The organism is Cohnella cholangitidis (genome assembly GCF_014107495.1).
In the GTDB taxonomy this organism is placed as follows: Bacteria; Bacillota; Bacilli; order Paenibacillales; family Paenibacillaceae; genus Cohnella; species Cohnella cholangitidis.
On sequence record NZ_CP041969.1, the window covers coordinates 1,059,833 to 1,076,244 of the forward strand.

Consider the following 16,412-nt stretch of genomic DNA (forward strand, 5'->3'; position numbering starts at 1 on the left):
TGAGCCGATCCTGATTTGGCGGGAACTATGGACGAGCCGCTTCAACCTGATACGACAGAAGACGCGGCATCCGAGAGATGCTGCGCCTTCATGCTTGATGAACTCCGCGTTTGCTTTTTCTGTCGCGAATGGCCGTCTGGGCTCCCTTTCCGTAAAGGGCGAGCCGGAATAAGGCCAATGAGAGAATGATCGCTCCGTCCCAGAAAGGGATCGATTGAATCGAGTAGTTCCTGACTTGGCTCAACGCACTCTTTAAGGCGGTATAGCCTCCCGGAACGCTGAAGAGTACGAACACAACGGTTAGCGAGGCGATCCCTACGAAATAAGCGGTTCCGAACCATTTCGCCGCGTTCTGCTCCGTAGCGGGCAATCCCTCCCACTGAGCGCGAGTTTCGTTGTTTCTGCGCCATAATTTCCGTATGAAAAGCTTGCCGCTTCTGGCCAGATCAGGAGAATGGGTGTAATTTCCGAGCACGTAATAGACATCCGTCCGCAGAAACACCATGAACTGCGATAAAATGCCGAGCGCGAGCAGAAGGACTACCAGTCTGGCGAACAGATAGATAAAACTGCCTTCCGCTACTCCCATCTGTACAAGCAAAGCGATTAACATGAGCGCGGAATCCCATGCCATACCGGCAAGATAAGGAAAATACCGCTTTGCCTTCTCATGACCCCACAACCCCGTCATATCGGTCTCCGCTACGACGAATATATACCGGATATTCACCCTCATTCGAGCCGGGACGCCCGCACCGAAAGCCGCCAACAGATGAGCGCATTCGTGCAGGAAAATCAGTACGCAAGCGGTTAGAGACACCAACAATGAGTTGCCTCCGATGACCGGCAACACGAACATATCCGCATAATGAGGCAGAAGCCCGGGCCGGCTCCAGAACAAAACGATAACGGCTAGGATTACGAGCAAATAGAACCATTTGGCGTGAGAGCGAAACATGACCGCTCCAAGTCTCTCCGCAGTGCGAATAATCCCTTTTGGCCGGCGAGAAACGGCGGCTTCGCGTTCCGCGACCTCAGATACCAATCCGATCGCTCGCAAATTGGAGACGAAATCCAACACGTCGATCTCAAGCCCTTTATCCTTTAGAATTTGCTCGCGAACTTCTTCTACCGTGCTCGTGCCGTCACACCGTTCGATCACGAACACCGCAGGCTCCGGAACCCGAATAAATCTCGGTATCCGCGGATCCCCGATCGTGTATTCCTCGCCTTCCCTTTGTACGGTGAGATGAGCTAAGGTAACTACGGAATTCGAGTCAAATGGCTTCATCTTCATCCCCCTAACCAATCGTCAGCGCTTCGGATTCCGCTAGGGAGAAGAGCCGATCCAGAGGAACAGGTTCGGTTGCCAGCGAATCGGAATGGCGTCCGCAGCTTGGGCAATCCGAGGATTTCGGGATGTTGCGATGGGAAACTTGCATGTCTTGGAAATTAACGAGCCCGAAGGGCAATTCGAAGGTCGGGCCGTAACCGGTGATATGTTTGGCGATCTCGGATGCGATCAGCGAGGTCACGATAGCTACGTTGGGCGCAAAGCCGGGATTGCCGAAATCAACGTCCGGAATCGCCCCGAACCATTTCTGTTTCGTCACGTCGAGCAATTCCGGCTCCGTACGCATGATATGAAGCAGCCGACAATCGGTACAGCCGCTCTCGAAGGGGAGCACGCGATAGTAGAATCCCAGCTTGTTCCCGATCGATACGTAGTAGGAAGGGATTCCCAATTGCAGGCAGGCGGAATTGACGTAACGCGACCCCATTAACGGAGGCGTATCGATGGCGCTGACGACCAGATCGGCACCCGCGACAACGTCCATTAGCGACTGGGCGCTATCGATCTTGCGATTGTGCACTTCTACGTTGACGTCGCGGTTCAGCAAATTCAATCTCCGCTTTAACGCGGTCGTTTTATATTCTCCCACGTCATCCTCGGTATAGAAAAATTGGCGGTTCAAGTTGTTTAATTCTACCCTGTCGAAGTCGACTCCGATAATCGTGCCGACCCCCATGGCAGCGAGCCAAGCCGCAATAACGCTTCCCCCGCCTAGGCCTATGACGGCAACTTTAGCGTTTTTCAGCTTCCGCTGGTAGTCGAACCTGCTGTCTGTCATGTTCTCATATAAGGAAAAGTAGGTGTAATTGTTCTTGTACCGCAACCGTTCGCGTTCCGTAAGCCCGTTCGGAACGGCCGACACGGACTCTAGAATCCGGTAACCGTCCAGCGATGCGATACCTTCTTCCACCTCTGTAAGGGTCAAGTTCAATTCCCGCGCGATATCCTCTTTCGTATGCGCTCCGTCCAGAAGATTAATGAACGCGTAGATGCGCCCTTCGGGATCCGGTATTTCCAAAGTCGTGCGTTCCATCTTGAACCGGATTACCTCGTCTTCCCGGCTCATGACGTATCGGCAGTATTCTTTTAAATTCGGTTTCATCATCGGCAGGTCATCTCCTTTGAGAAAGACCGTACGGATACGTACGGCCTCTCTGCAGGTTACGTTAAAATTAGGCTTTGAAGTCTACGACTTCGAACGGATCCAGGTGGATAGCCGTAGGCGTAAGGTTTTCAACTTCGCGGATTTCGATTTTCATGAATGTCACCTCCTCTTCACAATTCGAATTATAGGTCCCACGGCCGGAGATTGAGGAGGATGATCTTTATTCACCCCCAGTACAGCAGCTTGTCGCGTATGCTTCTCATCTGCGTTTTGACCGTATTCTCCGATTTGAACAGCCTTGCGGCGATTTGTCTTTTGTTGAATCCGTTATTCTTTAATTGATAAACTTCCCGTTCCGTAGGCGTTAACGTCATCAGTTTCAGTTCTTCCCTGATAATCTCCGCCACGTCGGAGTGGATCGCGGAGCGGTTATGGAACGCGTCGCGAATAGCCGCTACCCTATCGCCGCAATTGGATTTGTTCAAATAATTAACCGCGCCGTTCTGAAAACAACGAACGATGGTCTCCCTGTCGGCATTCGTAGAGTGCATAATAATTTTCAGCCTGTTATGCTGTTTGGCGATCATTTCGCGAATAGCCTGGGAGCCTTCCGGTGCATAACCGGACGGTTTCACATCCATCAAAATCACGTCTATCGTCCCGTTAACTGCCACCTCCATCGCTTCTTTGTCCGACTTAACGACTTTAACGACCTCTATATCAACCTCCTTACTCAATTCCTCCGCGATTTTTTGCTGCCAATTCACGTCTTCCTCTACCAGCATGACTTTAATAATCCGCAACTCTTCTCCCCTCCAGTCCGTAATCGAGTTCATCTTATAGCATCGTTTTAATCACCAACAAGTTACTTCCAGTCATCATTTTTGCCCCGAAAGTAACGTGACTCTCCATTACCTAACCTTGCATTCTTGGAAATAGCGGAACAAATGAATTCGGAGGATTGGATATGGCATGAGATTATGTAAAAAAACGTGTTGATAATCATCGATATATGTCGAATAATCGCGATTTAAGTTGAATTAGGAATCATGACCGTCATATGACGAATGAACCTTAAATTCCGAACAAAAGGGCGGGGATGCCTCCTTCCGCTGCTGCTCCACCCCACAAAGTGAAGAAGAAGCTATCGAAGCCGATTCCGATTACTTTGCGGGGGACCCCGGGTTAAAATGGTGAACTCTGATTCACCTGACCCTTAACAAGGAAATTTCACGATTTTAAGAGGCAAACGCTTCACTCCTCCAGGAGATGCATCCCCGCTTTTTCTATCGGTTAAGGAAAGAAAGTACTCTAAAAACAAAAAAACCGCGCTTTGGTAAATGGATGTACGGCCCGCCATTTACGAAAGAAACGGTTTATTTGTACTTCATTACAGAATAGCCTTCCGCCTCAACGCTTATCCGCTAGCCATCATAGGCTTGCTGCAGCTTCGCGATATCGATCTTATCCATTTGCAGCATGGCTTGCATGACTCTCTGCGATTTTTCCGCGTCGTTGGAGTTTAACAGTCTACCTAGCGCGTTGGGGATAATCTGCCAAGATACGCCGAATTTATCCTGAAGCCATCCGCATTTCTGTTGCTCTCCGCCCGCGGACAGCTTCTCCCATAGCTCGTCTACCTCTTGCTGCGTCTCGCAATCCACGAACAGCGAAATAGCCGGAGAAAACTTGAAATGCGGGCCTCCGTTCAGCGCCATGAATTGCTGTCCCTCGAGCTGGAACGTCCCTGAGAACACCTCCGTTCCGTTGCGATTAACGCTAATGATTTGGGAATCGTTAAAGATGGAAGTATAGAAATTCATAGCCTCTTCCGCCCGACCGTCGAACCACAAGAAAGGTGAAATTTTTTGCATGCTCCATAACTCCCTTGTCATGATTAATGTTATCTCCATAATAACATGGGAATGATATTCGCGCCTGTTGCTATTTTCTATATTTTTCCACGTTTAAATAAAACCGTTGAATATACCTATTAGGTATATTATGATGATATTAATGACAGGAAATGGGGGTTGTCGGTTTGGAGTTTGTTCTCTTGGGACTTCTTATGATACGCGCATTATCTCAGTATGACATGAGAAGCGTGCTTCAGAAGAAGGTGTCCCCTTTCTACAGCGCAAGCCTAGGAAGTATACAAGTCGCGCTCAAAAAGCTCGAAAACAATCGCCATGTCGAGTGTCATGAAACAATCGTGAACGGGCGCCGAAAAAAAGTATATTCCATCAGCGAACTCGGTAAGCGGCATTTACGCGATTGGATGCTCGGTTCAAGCATTCCTAGCCGATTCGAACAGGACCTGCTTACGCGTTTGTTTTTCTTAGGCATGATGACGGCTTCGGAGCGGGTAGCCATCGTTCGCGCCGCGATCGAGCAACTGAAATCGACCCTCTTCGAATTTGAAGCCGTCGCTGCGGAAGCTCATCGGCAAGCCGTTCCCGCGCACTTGCAACAGCATGCCGTCTATCAGCTCAAAACGTTGGATTTGGGACTTCATAATCACCGGCATACATTGGAATGGCTCGAACGATTATGCGTTGAACTGGAGGCAAACGTTGATGAACATACGGAATCTGATCTATAAAGGCGTCGAGATTCCCTATCGTATTCATGCGAATGAGGGTAAAGAGACAATCCTGTTGCTCCATCCGGCCTTTGCGGACTATCGGATTTTCGAATATCAGATCGCGGGTTTCAAGGAACGCTATCAGCTCATTCTCATTGATCTTCCGGGCCATGGAAACAGTCCTATACGTTCATCGGCAATAACGCTCAAAGACGTACCCGAGCTCTGCAATCGGATCATGGACGACAACGGAATCGACCAATGCCACATTCTCGGCGTGTCGTTGGGTTCACTCGTGGCGCAAGCGATCGCCGATCGTTATCCGCAACGCGTCCGGTCGGTAACGATCGTTGGAGGCTACTCGATTCATAAAGATAATACTCCTATTCTGAAGGCGCAAAGAAAAGAAATGCTCAGATGGACGTTCTACATTCTCTTTTCCATGCGCAAATTCAGGAAGTATGTCCTTAACGTTTCTTGCCATACGAATCACGGCCGCCAACTGTTCCAACAAGGCATACAGCATTTTAATAGAAAATCGTTTGCCGCCATGTCCGGAATGAACGCTTTCTTTACGCCAAAATCCGCCCCCATGCCATATCCTCTCTTGATCATTGTCGGAGACAAAGACCTTCAGCTCGCTAATGACGCCGCGTTATCGCTTCATCAGGCTGAACCCCGCTCTCGAATGGCTACCATCGCCGAAGCGGGCCACTGCGCGAACGCGGACGCGCCGGAGAAATTCAACGCGATCGTGCTTGACTTTCTACGATCCGCGACTTACAATACACTCAAATAACTAATTATTTAGTTGTATAATCAACACGGAGACGATCCTAATGAAACAAGAACATCCCAATACCGCTCAACTAGAGACCAAAGTGCATCAGCAGCTACGGGATTGCAGTCCTATATTCCTCGCTCTTGCCGATCCGATCCGACAAGATATTATTATGATGTTAACCAGACACGACAGCTTGAACGTTGCCCAGATTACCGAACGGTCGCCGATGTCCAGATCGGCCATCTCCCACCATCTCAAGATTTTGCGGCAAGCCGGACTGATCCTTTCCAACAAAATCGGTACGGAAATCTATTACGAGTTGGATATCGAACCGTCAGCGCTGCAATTAAGAGCTTTCTTGGAAACGACGGAACGAATCATCGAACTGAAAACACCCCCCGAGGCTAAGTAAGCCTTCTTTTTTCGAGTTAAATAACCAAATAATTAATTATTTAGTTTATTGGTTATTTAAAATAAATCATAGGAGGCTATACAATGAAAAAAACGGCATTGATTACGGGAGCATCCAGCGGGATCGGCAAAGCGTTCGCGGAAATTTTCGCAAAGGAGCATTACAGGTTGATCTTAGCCTCGCGTAACGAGAAGAAGCTCAACGATATCGCTCGCCAATTGCATGAACGCTATCGGACGGAAACGATCGTCGTTCCGGTTGATCTCTCTCAAGCAAGCGGTCCTCAACTACTGTTCGATGCCGTGGCGCAAAGAGACATCGAGATCGACGTTCTCGTCAACAACGCGGGAATCGGTTCGTTCGGACCGCTTCACGAGCTGACTATCCAATCCGAGCTGGAAATGATCCAATTGAACGTACATTCTCTCTCTCATCTGATGATGCTGTTTCTTCCGGGTATGGTCGCGAGAAACTCCGGCCGAATTCTTAACGTGGGTTCGACGACTTCCTTCTATGCTTGCCCGTTAAGCGCCAACTACGCGGCCTCCAAAGCGTTCGTGCTGTATTTGTCGGAAGCCGTATCGAATGAGCTCAAGGGCACGGGAGTCGGCGTCACCGCTCTCTGTCCGGGAGCGACGGGCACCGAGTTTTTCCGGATGGCCAAGATGGATAAACAAAAAGTGTCGGACGCTAAAGCGGTCATGGACGTCAAGAAAGTCGCCCGGATCGGGTATGATGCACTTATGAGCGGGAAACCTTTCGTCATTCCCGGCCTGCAAAACTGGCTGCTCGCGCAAGCGCCGCGGCTCTTTCCTAGACGGTTCGTGACCAAGATTACCCGCAACGTGCTGGAACGGACGCTGTAGCGTTCCCGTGACAGCTTCCTCATGATTCGATTTCCTCTGAAACAATTCAACGCAACCGACATACAAATTTATAGAATAAATAAATTTGTAGAAAGGTTGTGCGATTGTGAAAAGATCGTTCGTGATCGTTCTATGTTTGGCAATGATTATATGTTTATGGCAGTCGCTAGCGTCTGCTGGCGGTCCGCCACCCAAGACAACTTCATGCGGGAATGGAGACGGTTCGGCGAATAACCCGATCAAGATTTGCACGCAAGCGGATTTCACGGCAATGCGAACCTGGCCGGCATCCCACTTCGTTCTAGGGAACAGCATTGACTTGACTCCGGATTGGACGCCTATCCTGAGTTTCGAAGGAACTTTCGACGCTAAGTATCATTGGATAGTTGGGCTTCCAGCCCCATTCATTCAAGACAATTACGGTACGGTAAAAAATTTGGTCGCGAAAAAGGCCAACGTGGTCGGAAACGGAACGATCGCGAACGTAAATCTCGGAAGATTAACAAGCGTTTATGCGGAAGGAAACGTGCAAGGCGGAGTTAAGAACGGCGGATTGGTCGGCGTGAATAAAGGCGTTATCGAATGGAGCCAATTCACCGGAGAAATTCAAGGCACGGCGATTTCCGGCGGAATTGCCGGATACAATGAAGCGACCGGCAGTATCAAGCAATCAAACGCCGGCGGAACTTCGGGGGCATTCTCGACCGCGGGAGGACTCGTCGGCACGAATGCCGGATCGATCAAAGATTCCTATGCATGGGGCATCGCTTCCTCTTCAAGCGGAACGGTGGGCGGATTAGTCGGCCGCAATCATGCGACCGGGGTCATTGCGAACTCCGTGGCTACGGGCGACGTGCATACGATGGATACGGCGATCGAGATCGGCAAGTTAGTGGGCTTAAACAGCGGTAAAATTATCCGATCCTACGGGACCGGACAGATCGTTCTGTACAATGGGTAACCGCTAAAAGAACTGCAGCCAATACATTGCCGTTATTCCGAACCACGATCCCGCGGTCGCTCCAATGTCGTATTTCGCTTAAGAAAATAGGAATTTCTTCCAGTGATGAACTCAAGTAAAATCGGACTATCAAGCTTTTGAAGGGTGTGAGCGGCATGAAACGCCGGGCTAATACGACTACTATCGTTGTTAAGAGGACTATGAACTAAATATTGCAGGCAGGCTGAGGTCTGCCCTTTCATAAGGATATATCTGCCCCTAGACCGCAGGCATAGCCTTGCGGTCTTTCTGCGCGCAAAACAGGATTATCAATGATGAGGAGATGCATATCCATGTTAAAGCTGAAATACCTGTTCGATAATGTGGACTTAGCGGAAATGCTTCTGGGGAATTGGGAATTCGACGAACGATCGGTCGAGATGTTTAAGTACTATAGAATATCTTCCAATGCCATTTACCCTTTTCAGCATAGAGGGAACACCCGACTGTTGAGATTTGCCCCGAAGACGGAGAAGAAGAGAGATCAGATTGAATCGGAACTCGAATTTATTTCTTACCTGCGTTCCCGAGGCTATGGAGTTCTGGAATCGGTTGCATCCCATAGAGGGGAGAAACTCGTAGAAGCACGCACCCCTTGGGGGGAATACTTTGCTTCCGTTTTTAAACGAGTATCCGGCGTGCAGATGAACAAGACCGATTTTAACGATGACGTTGTATTCAATTATGGCCAAGCGTTAGGAAAACTTCATTCCTTATCTAGCGAATATAAGCCAACCGGCCGCAAAAGGTGGTCTCACGATGAAGTCTTGAATTGGATCCGAGAAGTTCTGAGCGAATATCCGAATGAAACGGCGGCATTGGCGGAGACCGATCTGCTGCAGCGATATTTCTCTTTGCTGCCTATAGCGCCATATAATTATGGACTTATCCATTACGACTTCGAGTGCGATAACGTCTTCTATGACGAAACGTCGAAAAGCTGCAACGCGATAGATTTCGACGACGCGATGTACCACTGGTATGCCATGGATATCGAGCAAGCTCTGGAAAGCTTGCATGACTCTATCCCGGCAGAAACCTACGACCGCAAGAAACAATGTTTTATGGACGGGTACGTTGCGGAATTCGCCCTAACGGATGTTTTCATTGACGTCCTGCCGGCATGCAGACGCTTCGCCAATCTATTCGGATATGTCCGAGTACTAAGAGCGATGGCCGAACAATGGGATAACGAACCGGAATGGATGAGCCGGCTGAGAGAAAGATTGACTTCGTCCAACGAGAATCTATCTTACGGTTTCGGCAGCGAGATCTAAGTCTTCCCAATCCGGATTCCAGACGACTTCCCACAGATGTCCATCCGGATCAAGGAAATGCCCGGAATATCCGCCCCAGAAGGCATCGTGCGCGGGGTCCGTTATGATGGCCCCTGCCTTTCGCGCCTGCTCCATGATCTCGTCGACCTCCTCTTTGCTGCCTACGTTGTGGCCGATCGTCATTTCGGTAGAGCTTGGCGATACCAGGGGAACTTTCGCTTCATGGGAAAGATCTTTGCGATTCCAGATGGCGAGCTTCACGCCTGCTTGCAAGTCGAAAAAAGCAACCGCTCCATGTTCGAATTCTTTGCCTACGATACCTTCCGTCGGGAAACCCAATCCGTCGCGATAGAAGGCGAGCGATCTTTCCAAGTCGTCAACTCCCAATGTGAGGACGGAAACACGCGGTTTCATTAAACGATGCCTCCCAAGAATTCATTTATTATTCTTAATATACATGATCTCCTACTTAAGAGATTTTTCATTGTAAAAAACGGACTTCTTCCGTCGCCTATCGGGATGTTGCGTATGACTGCGATGGTCAATACCCGGATTAGGATTCGATTTAAGCTTGATTCGCAGCAGCTTAATCATGATGAAATAAACTCCATATCCAAGCAAACCGCCAAATGTATTCAGGATGAGATCGTCTACGTCGAAGCTTCCCATCGAGAAGACGATTTGCGCGCATTCCAAGCCTAAGCTTATCCCCAAGGAGGTTAAAAACACGCCAACGGCTTTGCCTTTGGCCATCAATCCGACGAAAATGCCTAGCGGTGCGAATATGGCGATATTCCCGACCAGATTAACCAAATCATGATGATTCGATAATCTGTTTATGTTTTGATTGATCGATCTGAACGGGACGAAATTGGCGAAATCCAGCCTGCTCCGCATATGATCGGAGTTCACCGCGAGCCTTCGAAGCTGCGACTCGAGATAAGCCAAATCCACCGGGCCGAATTTAAAAAGGATCACTTTGATCAAAACGTACAAATAGCAGATGAATAGCATTGTTAGGAGGATAAACCAAAAATCCCGCATCTTCAAAATCAGCATCTCCCTTACCCTGTGTAAGTCTAGGTTAGCGGAAATAGATTAAAGAACAAGCGGGATAAACTTTAAGTTTTTATTAACGTCAAGCCGGACGCGGCAACCGAACTTCGAAGCACGTCCGGGTCAAGCTGCTCTCGGCCGAGATCGTCCCGCCGTGCTGCTCCACGATATTTTTGGCGATAAACAATCCGAGGCCCGTGCTGCCTCCTTGATGGGTTCGAGCCTGATCTCCCGTGTAAAACATATCGAATAGATAAGGCAAATCTTCCGGCGGAATGAGGTGGCCGTAATTTACGACCCGTACCACGACGGCATCCTCCTCAAGCGAGCCGCTAATATCCACGAACTGCCCGTCCTTCCCGTATCGGGCGGCGTTCGACAGCAGGTTCTCGAAGACGCGGGCGAGCAGCGCTCCATCGCCTGAAACCATCGTATGCGGGGTAACGTTTAATCTGGCGGCGAGCAGATTGTTCTCGAAGATCGGGTAGAGCTCCTCTACCAGTTGATGAAGAAGCTCGCTGAGATCGACCGGCTTCTTGTCGACGGAAAGCATGCCGTAATTCATTTTCGTAATTTCGAACAATTCCTCGATCAGCTTCTCCAATCGCCGGGATTTCGTATAGGCGATAGAAGTGTAATGCTTGGCTTGTTCGGCCGTCAGTTGGTCGTGTTTCAGAATGAAATCCAAATATCCTAACACGGAAGTAAGCGGGGTTCGCAAATCATGGGCCAAATTCAAGACGAGCTGATCCTTGCTGCTTTCCGCGAAATCTCCCCGCTCCACCGCTCTTCTCAGCTTCTCTCCCGCACGGTTGATGTCCTCCGCGATGGACTGAAACTCATCGCTCGAATCGAGCTCCACGCGAGCCGTGAAATCGCCGTTCGCCAGCCTATGAATGCCTTTGGAAATTTTATCGAAGTAGGACCCGTAGGATTTGGTCAGCAAATAGAAAAACAGCACCGCCAGCGGAATGAAAACGATCATAAAGAAGTTAATGTCCCCGACGTTGTTCATGAGAGTACGCAATCTTACGATGGGGTCTTCCGCCCGGACGTGTTCGTGGTAATAAACTTGGAGCCCTTTGTAGAGCAAATAAGTCAGAATGCCGGAAGCGAGCATGCTGAATCCGAACAGCAGCAGCATTTTCGACCGAAAGCTGTATTTGACGTTAACCATTGAACGTGTACCCGACTCCCCATATCGTTTTGATGTACTTGTCTTTATCCTCCCCTAGCTTCTTCCGGAGCGTTCGGATATGCACCATAACCGTGTTCCCGCTCTCGTAGTAGGCATCGCCCCATACCTGCTGAAAAATATTTTCCGCGCTGTACACCTTGTTGGGATGGCTGGCCAATAAATACAAAATGTCGAACTCTTTAGGGGTAAGCACGATGGATTGACCGAATAGCGATGCCGTGCGTTTGTCCGGGTCCACGACTAGGCCGCCCGCTTCCAAAAGCGTCTTATGCTCCGTCGAAGGTTGGTTCAATTGCATCGAACGGCGAAGCTGGGCGTTCACCCGGGCAACAAGCTCCAACGGGTTGAAAGGCTTCGTCATATAATCGTCGGCGCCCATGATAAGTCCGGTTATTTTATCTAAATCCGACGCTTTGGCGCTCAGAAAAATAATCGGCATCCGATAGTGCTCCCGGATTTGACGAGTCACTTCATGGCCGTCGATCTTCGGCATCATAATATCCAAGATCGCCAAATCGATCGCCTGGGTTTGCACCGCTTGAACCGCCGCTTTTCCGTCGTATACCTTGATGGCATGGTAGCCTTCCTTCTCTATATTCATGGCGATCAAATCCGCGATTTCCGGCTCATCGTCCGCGATCAAGATCGTAATCCGCTTCATATCCATTCCGCTCCTAATTTGATATCGGCATCAATCATTCTTCGTTTATCTTAACTGAACGAATGCGTTAGCGACAAGACGACGAAATAAAAGCCGCCCGCAGGCGGCTTTCTTGTTCATTGTATACGATTAAGATTTGGCAAGAAATCCTTCATGGAAAATTTTCAACAAGTATTCGAGCGTGATCGGATCGCTGTACGTGGAAGATTCCGTATCGATCTCGATGACCCGATTGCTTTTGACGGCGGGAATGTTCTTCCATGTATCGGACTCAAGGAAAGTGCTGTTTCCTGCCTTGTTTTTGCTGAGTACGACGTAATCGCCCGCATACTCGGGAACGAGTTCAAGGGACAGCGTGTAGTAACCGGGACCGAGAGCGTCTTTCTTGACTTTATCCGTCATGCTTAAGCCCATCTCTTGATACAGGATTTCCGTTCCGCGCGCCCAATTGTTCCCGAACACGTAGAAATCCTTGGCGTCGTATTCGAAGACGGATACGGTCGCGTTTTCGCCGATTTTTGCTTTAATTTCATCGCCCGCCGCTTTGGCGCGGGCTTTAAAATCGACTATCCATGCTTGCGACTCTTGTTCTTTGTTCAGCACTTTACCGATCTCTATCTGCTGCGACAAGTAATCCAATTTACCCCACGTGTAGATAATCGTTGGAGCGATTTCCTTGAGTTTATCAATGTTCTTCATCCACGATCCGGCAATAATGAGATCCGGCTCGAGCTCGATGATTCCCTCCAGATTTTCATCCGATACGGTCGCAATCCCCTCTAACTTATCCGTGAACAGAGGGTTCTTCTTCGTCCATTCGTCTACCCCGACCAGCGTTGCTCCTAGCGAGATGAGGTTCGGCGCGTTAGTCAGGCCGATGATTCGCTTAGGGTTGGCGGGAATTTCGACCGGCCCGGTCTCGGATTCGTAAGTGATCGTTCCGGATTCGGCCGATGCCTCGCTCGCCGGTGCCGTGCTTTCAGGCGCTGTACTCGCCGCTGCCGTGCTCTCGGATGCGCTGTTTTCTTTTGCCGGCTCGTTGTTGCCGCACGCGCTTACGATAAGCATCAGCATCACAATGGCGGAGGTGAATAGCTTTTTCATGAAAGTTTGTCTCCTTTGGATCTATTGAGGATTATTTGTTGATAATGAGAATCAATATCAGTATTAACACTTCATTAATTTAATGATTTCTTCTCCTTTTGTCAATATCTTTTGTTGCGGATAGTCTCCGTCAGGACCCAAGCTCCTCCCCGAACGACAAAAAGACACGCCTCGTAAGGCGTGTCTCCTATACACGGATCAATTACTCGCTTCGGCGCCGCGTTGGTTGGCGTTCGCCCGATATTGCCCCGGCGTCAACCCCGTCCACTTCTTGAAGGCGCTCTGGAAGGCGCTAGGCTCCGAAAAATGCAGCACGTACGCGATCTCTCCGACCGAATACTCTTTTTCTTCAAAAAGCCCATTGCCATCTCCTTGCGGACACGAACAGCCAAATCGATGTAGGTCGTGTTCTCTTCCTTTAATTTATTCTGAACCGTTCTCGTGCTCATACCGAACGATTCGGCCGTTTGCTGCAAGGTAGGAAAGAATGACGGCATGCATTTTTTCAACCACCGCACGACCCGTTCCGAGAATTCGCTCTCCCGGGTCAAAATTTCCTTCGTCTCTTGAGCGATATTCTCGAACACCGCTAGCAGCTTGGGGTCCGAATACATGACCGGATATCTCAACACGTCCTTGCGCATGCGCAAGTAATTGTTTTCCCCGCCGAACCGGGGGACTTTTCCGAATACTTCCGCATAAGGGGCGGTATCCGCGGGCGCGTCATGCGCAAATCGTACCTCTTGCAGCGGAACGGGTCTGTTGCTAAGAATGCCGATCATCCGATACAAAGAACTCGCCATATCCTCCACGCAATGACGGGATATCCGTCCGGGGCGATGCGGATACATCCGAATCGCGATATCGTCCCCGCTTGCTTCCAAATCCAGATTAAAGCTGTTGCACAATATCACATTGTATCTCTGATAAGCGGCCAACGCGTCGGCAATCGTACCGGAGTGCAGCATTACGTAACCGAGAATGCCCATATCGGCGAATTCCGTGATCTGGCCTTGGCGCAAACCGAAGTATTCGTCACTCGTGAAAGCCGCTGCCGCGATCATTAGCCGCTCCAATTCCTCTCCGGCGATACGCGCTTCAACGTCTTGAAGCAGACTGGCGTCGAAAGCAGCGTAACGGAAATATTGCTCCGCGTCGTAGCCTTTGTGAACGATGGATTTCATGATCGGAAAGACCATGGAGATGGCGATTCCTTGATCGGACAAGACTTACTCCTCCTTTGCGCGAATAAGCAATAGGCGTGCGCGGTCGATCATACCTTTATGGACGCAATCCCTCTATGCTGATAATAGTCTCGCACAAACATTTTATCACGCCTGCGATTAGAGGAGGAATATGAAATGAAAACGAATATACTGATCATCACCGGACATCCCGATTCGCAAAGTTACTGCGCGGCTCTATCCGACGCCTATCGGAAAGGGGCCGCCGAGAACGACAAAGTTCAAGTTCGGGAGATCGATCTCGGCAAGATCGAATTCGATCCGAACCTGCAGTTCGGTTATCGCCAAAGAACGGAGCTCGAGGAGGATTTGAAACAAGCGCAGGAGCTCATCCGTTGGGCCGATCACCTCGTATTCGTCTATCCGACATGGTGGGGGTCGATGCCGGCTATTCTGAAAGGCTTCATCGATCGCATTTTCTTGCCCGGATTCGCCTTCAAATACCGGGACAACTCCTCCTTGTGGGATAAGCTCTTGAAGGGCAAGACCGCCCATCTCATCGTTACTTCGGACACCCCGTCCTGGTACAATAAGTTCATCTACAGGAGCGCGGGCCATAGCGTCATGAAACGGAATATTCTCCACTTTTGCGGAATTGCGCCCGTTCGCATTACCGAAGTCGGCCCGGTTAAGCCATCGTCGGAACAACAGCGCGCCAAGTGGTTGGATAAAGTGAAACGGCTTGGCTCGAAGCTGGCTTAACCGTTCATACGGAAGCTGCGAATACTCTCCTTCGGCAACATCAACCGCAAATAAGAGCAGGAGAAATGAGATTTCCCCTGCTCTTATTTGCGGTTGTCGTCGATTGGGGTTAAAGGAATGACATGGCAGCGCGATTCTGGTACTTAGCGAATTTAATGATCGATTCGTATTGCGATTTCGCGATCCGACGTTGAGACATTGGCAGTTGAGGGTTCTTCATGATTTCCGCCAATTTTTTGAGCTCCAGCATTTCCTCGGAGGTAACTTTAACGGATTTACGTACCACTAAACACTCTCCTTTCAGCTAATGCCTATCGTCATTTCCTACAACCTCTTCGGGAACGGTTTTCGATAATTCTTCATTCGCCTTCCCCTTCAAATAAGAAAGCCCAGCATACCCTGCCAACAGCGCACTGCTTATGACTGCAAAGTCATTATCTGTTTCTGCAAGCGCTAAAGCCGTTTTAGCCAATACTCCCGTTCCAATCGCGATTAACAAATCCCCTAAAAAACCTAAGTCGAAGAAGACTCTTTTGGTCTCATTGCTTTTCCTTCTATAACCCAGAATAAAAAAAATAAAATAATAAATTTTTTGAAACCGCGATAACCAACGATTTTGCGACAATTCCATTTCATTGACATCGTATTCTATAACGATCTTCGGCAACTCCACCGTACCGTTTTTTACAAAATGGCCAATGAGACCGCCGATAAGGCTCATGATGACGGGCAGACGAAACACTTCGATAAAACCTGAAAGGGTAGTCATGTCTGCCATGATAATCCCTCCATAGGATATGTCGAACTTACAAAAAAAGACCCGACTATCGGGTCAGAAAATACGGGACTCGATTCAAATGGGACAAATAAGTAAGAGTTCCTCCTAAATTTATGTCAGTCGGGGACTTGATATACCAATCAACTTCCGTCCGATAACGAAAATCTTGTTTCGCGGAACTTTTCGCAAAATGGGAATCAACAAAACGGAACGTTTATTCGCGAGTCTATAGTTTGCCTGTCCGCCAAACCAAAAAAACACGCCTTTTCGGCGTGTTTTCGTTAGTT

19 protein-coding genes and 1 pseudogene are annotated in these 16,412 nt (G+C 49.3%); 7 read left to right on the top strand and 13 right to left on the bottom strand.

Translation table 11 applies throughout. The features are described from left to right. Positions 1-88: 88 nt before the first annotated feature. The 4 genes from FPL14_RS05255 to FPL14_RS05270 all read right to left on the bottom strand — a co-directional run bounded on the left by FPL14_RS05255 (position 89) and on the right by FPL14_RS05270 (position 4,333). On the bottom strand, positions 89-1,291 hold the full coding sequence (locus FPL14_RS05255; protein WP_182302026.1) for a PqqD family protein: 1,203 nt from the start codon (positions 1,289-1,291) through the stop codon (positions 89-91). 10 nt (positions 1,292-1,301) lie between these two features. Continuing rightward, positions 1,302-2,459, bottom strand: coding sequence for a HesA/MoeB/ThiF family protein (locus FPL14_RS05260; protein WP_182302027.1), 1,158 nt, complete (start codon positions 2,457-2,459; stop codon positions 1,302-1,304). 224 nt (positions 2,460-2,683) lie between these two features. Continuing rightward, positions 2,684-3,295, bottom strand: a complete 612-nt coding sequence (locus FPL14_RS05265) for a response regulator transcription factor (RefSeq protein ID WP_182302028.1) — start codon at positions 3,293-3,295, stop codon at positions 2,684-2,686. A gap of 588 nt (positions 3,296-3,883) precedes the next feature. Further along, positions 3,884-4,333 carry a VOC family protein gene (locus tag FPL14_RS05270; protein WP_182302029.1) on the bottom strand — a complete coding sequence of 150 codons (450 nt, stop codon included), beginning with the start codon at positions 4,331-4,333 and terminating at the stop codon, positions 3,884-3,886. 182 nt (positions 4,334-4,515) lie between these two features. On the opposite strand from FPL14_RS05270, the gene FPL14_RS05275 reads away from it, so the two are divergent. From FPL14_RS05275 to FPL14_RS05300, 6 genes are all read left to right on the top strand, one after another. Further along, positions 4,516-5,061, top strand: a complete 546-nt coding sequence (locus tag FPL14_RS05275; RefSeq protein ID WP_182302030.1) for a PadR family transcriptional regulator — start codon at positions 4,516-4,518, stop codon at positions 5,059-5,061. After that, positions 5,036-5,842 carry an alpha/beta fold hydrolase gene (locus tag FPL14_RS05280; protein WP_182302031.1) on the top strand — a complete coding sequence of 269 codons (807 nt, stop codon included), beginning with the start codon at positions 5,036-5,038 and terminating at the stop codon, positions 5,840-5,842. Before FPL14_RS05275 ends, FPL14_RS05280 begins: the two co-directional genes overlap by 26 nt. Positions 5,843-5,882: 40 nt before the next feature. Continuing rightward, positions 5,883-6,239: an ArsR/SmtB family transcription factor gene (locus FPL14_RS05285; RefSeq protein WP_182302032.1), complete on the top strand. Its 357-nt coding sequence runs from the start codon at positions 5,883-5,885 to the stop codon at positions 6,237-6,239. 83 nt (positions 6,240-6,322) lie between these two features. Beyond that, positions 6,323-7,105, top strand: a complete 783-nt coding sequence (locus tag FPL14_RS05290; RefSeq protein ID WP_182302033.1) for an SDR family NAD(P)-dependent oxidoreductase — start codon at positions 6,323-6,325, stop codon at positions 7,103-7,105. Positions 7,106-7,211: 106 nt separating this feature from the next. Then, positions 7,212-8,066 (top strand): GLUG motif-containing protein, encoded by an 855-nt coding sequence (locus FPL14_RS05295; RefSeq protein WP_182302034.1) that lies wholly within the window; start codon positions 7,212-7,214, stop codon positions 8,064-8,066. Positions 8,067-8,398: 332 nt separating this feature from the next. Beyond that, on the top strand, positions 8,399-9,382 hold the full coding sequence (locus FPL14_RS05300; protein ID WP_182302035.1) for a phosphotransferase enzyme family protein: 984 nt from the start codon (positions 8,399-8,401) through the stop codon (positions 9,380-9,382). Here the strand turns inward: FPL14_RS05300 and FPL14_RS05305 are convergent. From FPL14_RS05305 to FPL14_RS29770, 7 genes and pseudogenes are all read right to left on the bottom strand, one after another. Further along, complete coding sequence (locus FPL14_RS05305; protein WP_182302036.1) at positions 9,353-9,796, bottom strand: VOC family protein; 444 nt, start codon at positions 9,794-9,796, stop codon at positions 9,353-9,355. The genes FPL14_RS05300 and FPL14_RS05305 overlap by 30 nt on opposite strands. Before the next feature lie 51 nt (positions 9,797-9,847). Further along, positions 9,848-10,426 (bottom strand): VanZ family protein, encoded by a 579-nt coding sequence (locus tag FPL14_RS05310; RefSeq protein ID WP_182303859.1) that lies wholly within the window; start codon positions 10,424-10,426, stop codon positions 9,848-9,850. A gap of 94 nt (positions 10,427-10,520) precedes the next feature. Further along, the gene (locus tag FPL14_RS05315; RefSeq protein WP_182302037.1) at positions 10,521-11,615 is read right to left on the bottom strand and encodes a sensor histidine kinase; all 1,095 of its coding nucleotides are present in this window, start codon (positions 11,613-11,615) and stop codon (positions 10,521-10,523) included. Then, on the bottom strand, positions 11,608-12,297 hold the full coding sequence (locus FPL14_RS05320) for a response regulator transcription factor (RefSeq protein WP_182302038.1): 690 nt from the start codon (positions 12,295-12,297) through the stop codon (positions 11,608-11,610). The genes FPL14_RS05315 and FPL14_RS05320 overlap by 8 nt, the downstream gene beginning before the upstream one ends. 129 nt (positions 12,298-12,426) lie before the next feature. Then, on the bottom strand, positions 12,427-13,401 hold the full coding sequence (locus FPL14_RS05325) for an iron-hydroxamate ABC transporter substrate-binding protein (protein WP_182302039.1): 975 nt from the start codon (positions 13,399-13,401) through the stop codon (positions 12,427-12,429). 198 nt (positions 13,402-13,599) lie between these two features. Next, positions 13,600-13,716, bottom strand: a complete 117-nt coding sequence (locus FPL14_RS29765) for a helix-turn-helix domain-containing protein (RefSeq protein WP_229263790.1) — start codon at positions 13,714-13,716, stop codon at positions 13,600-13,602. Positions 13,717-14,075: 359 nt separating this feature from the next. After that, positions 14,076-14,600: pseudogene (locus FPL14_RS29770) on the bottom strand (AraC family transcriptional regulator); the annotation flags it as partial. 162 nt (positions 14,601-14,762) lie between these two features. Here FPL14_RS29770 and FPL14_RS05335 point away from each other — a divergent pair. Then, a complete protein-coding gene (locus FPL14_RS05335) occupies positions 14,763-15,347 on the top strand; it encodes an NAD(P)H-dependent oxidoreductase (RefSeq protein ID WP_182302040.1) in 585 nt (194 codons plus the stop codon). 109 nt (positions 15,348-15,456) lie between these two features. Here FPL14_RS05335 and FPL14_RS05340 read toward each other — a convergent pair whose 3' ends face one another. Both FPL14_RS05340 and FPL14_RS05345 read right to left on the bottom strand, forming a co-directional pair. Next, positions 15,457-15,633, bottom strand: a complete 177-nt coding sequence (locus FPL14_RS05340; protein WP_182302041.1) for a hypothetical protein — start codon at positions 15,631-15,633, stop codon at positions 15,457-15,459. A gap of 18 nt (positions 15,634-15,651) precedes the next feature. Continuing rightward, entirely contained in the window at positions 15,652-16,125 is a 474-nt protein-coding gene (locus FPL14_RS05345) for a hypothetical protein (protein ID WP_182302042.1), read from the bottom strand. Between the last annotated feature and the right edge of the window lie 287 nt (positions 16,126-16,412).

What these genes read in the sequence shown, in the direction of transcription:
- FPL14_RS05335 (WP_182302040.1), top strand. Translation starts at nt 14,763, where the DNA reads ATGAAAACGAATATACTGATCATCACCGGACATCCCGATTCGCAAAGT.
- FPL14_RS05255 (WP_182302026.1), bottom strand. Translation starts at nt 1,291, where the DNA reads ATGAAGCCATTTGACTCGAATTCCGTAGTTACCTTAGCTCATCTCACC.
- FPL14_RS05300 (WP_182302035.1), top strand. Translation starts at nt 8,399, where the DNA reads ATGTTAAAGCTGAAATACCTGTTCGATAATGTGGACTTAGCGGAAATG.
- FPL14_RS05310 (WP_182303859.1), bottom strand. Translation starts at nt 10,426, where the DNA reads ATGCGGGATTTTTGGTTTATCCTCCTAACAATGCTATTCATCTGCTAT.
- FPL14_RS05265 (WP_182302028.1), bottom strand. Translation starts at nt 3,295, where the DNA reads ATGAACTCGATTACGGACTGGAGGGGAGAAGAGTTGCGGATTATTAAA.
- FPL14_RS05260 (WP_182302027.1), bottom strand. Translation starts at nt 2,459, where the DNA reads ATGATGAAACCGAATTTAAAAGAATACTGCCGATACGTCATGAGCCGG.
- FPL14_RS05270 (WP_182302029.1), bottom strand. Translation starts at nt 4,333, where the DNA reads ATGCAAAAAATTTCACCTTTCTTGTGGTTCGACGGTCGGGCGGAAGAG.
- FPL14_RS05325 (WP_182302039.1), bottom strand. Translation starts at nt 13,401, where the DNA reads ATGAAAAAGCTATTCACCTCCGCCATTGTGATGCTGATGCTTATCGTA.
- FPL14_RS05315 (WP_182302037.1), bottom strand. Translation starts at nt 11,615, where the DNA reads ATGGTTAACGTCAAATACAGCTTTCGGTCGAAAATGCTGCTGCTGTTC.
- FPL14_RS05305 (WP_182302036.1), bottom strand. Translation starts at nt 9,796, where the DNA reads ATGAAACCGCGTGTTTCCGTCCTCACATTGGGAGTTGACGACTTGGAA.
- FPL14_RS05320 (WP_182302038.1), bottom strand. Translation starts at nt 12,297, where the DNA reads ATGAAGCGGATTACGATCTTGATCGCGGACGATGAGCCGGAAATCGCG.
- FPL14_RS05280 (WP_182302031.1), top strand. Translation starts at nt 5,036, where the DNA reads ATGAACATACGGAATCTGATCTATAAAGGCGTCGAGATTCCCTATCGT.
- FPL14_RS05285 (WP_182302032.1), top strand. Translation starts at nt 5,883, where the DNA reads ATGAAACAAGAACATCCCAATACCGCTCAACTAGAGACCAAAGTGCAT.
- FPL14_RS05290 (WP_182302033.1), top strand. Translation starts at nt 6,323, where the DNA reads ATGAAAAAAACGGCATTGATTACGGGAGCATCCAGCGGGATCGGCAAA.
- FPL14_RS05345 (WP_182302042.1), bottom strand. Translation starts at nt 16,125, where the DNA reads ATGGCAGACATGACTACCCTTTCAGGTTTTATCGAAGTGTTTCGTCTG.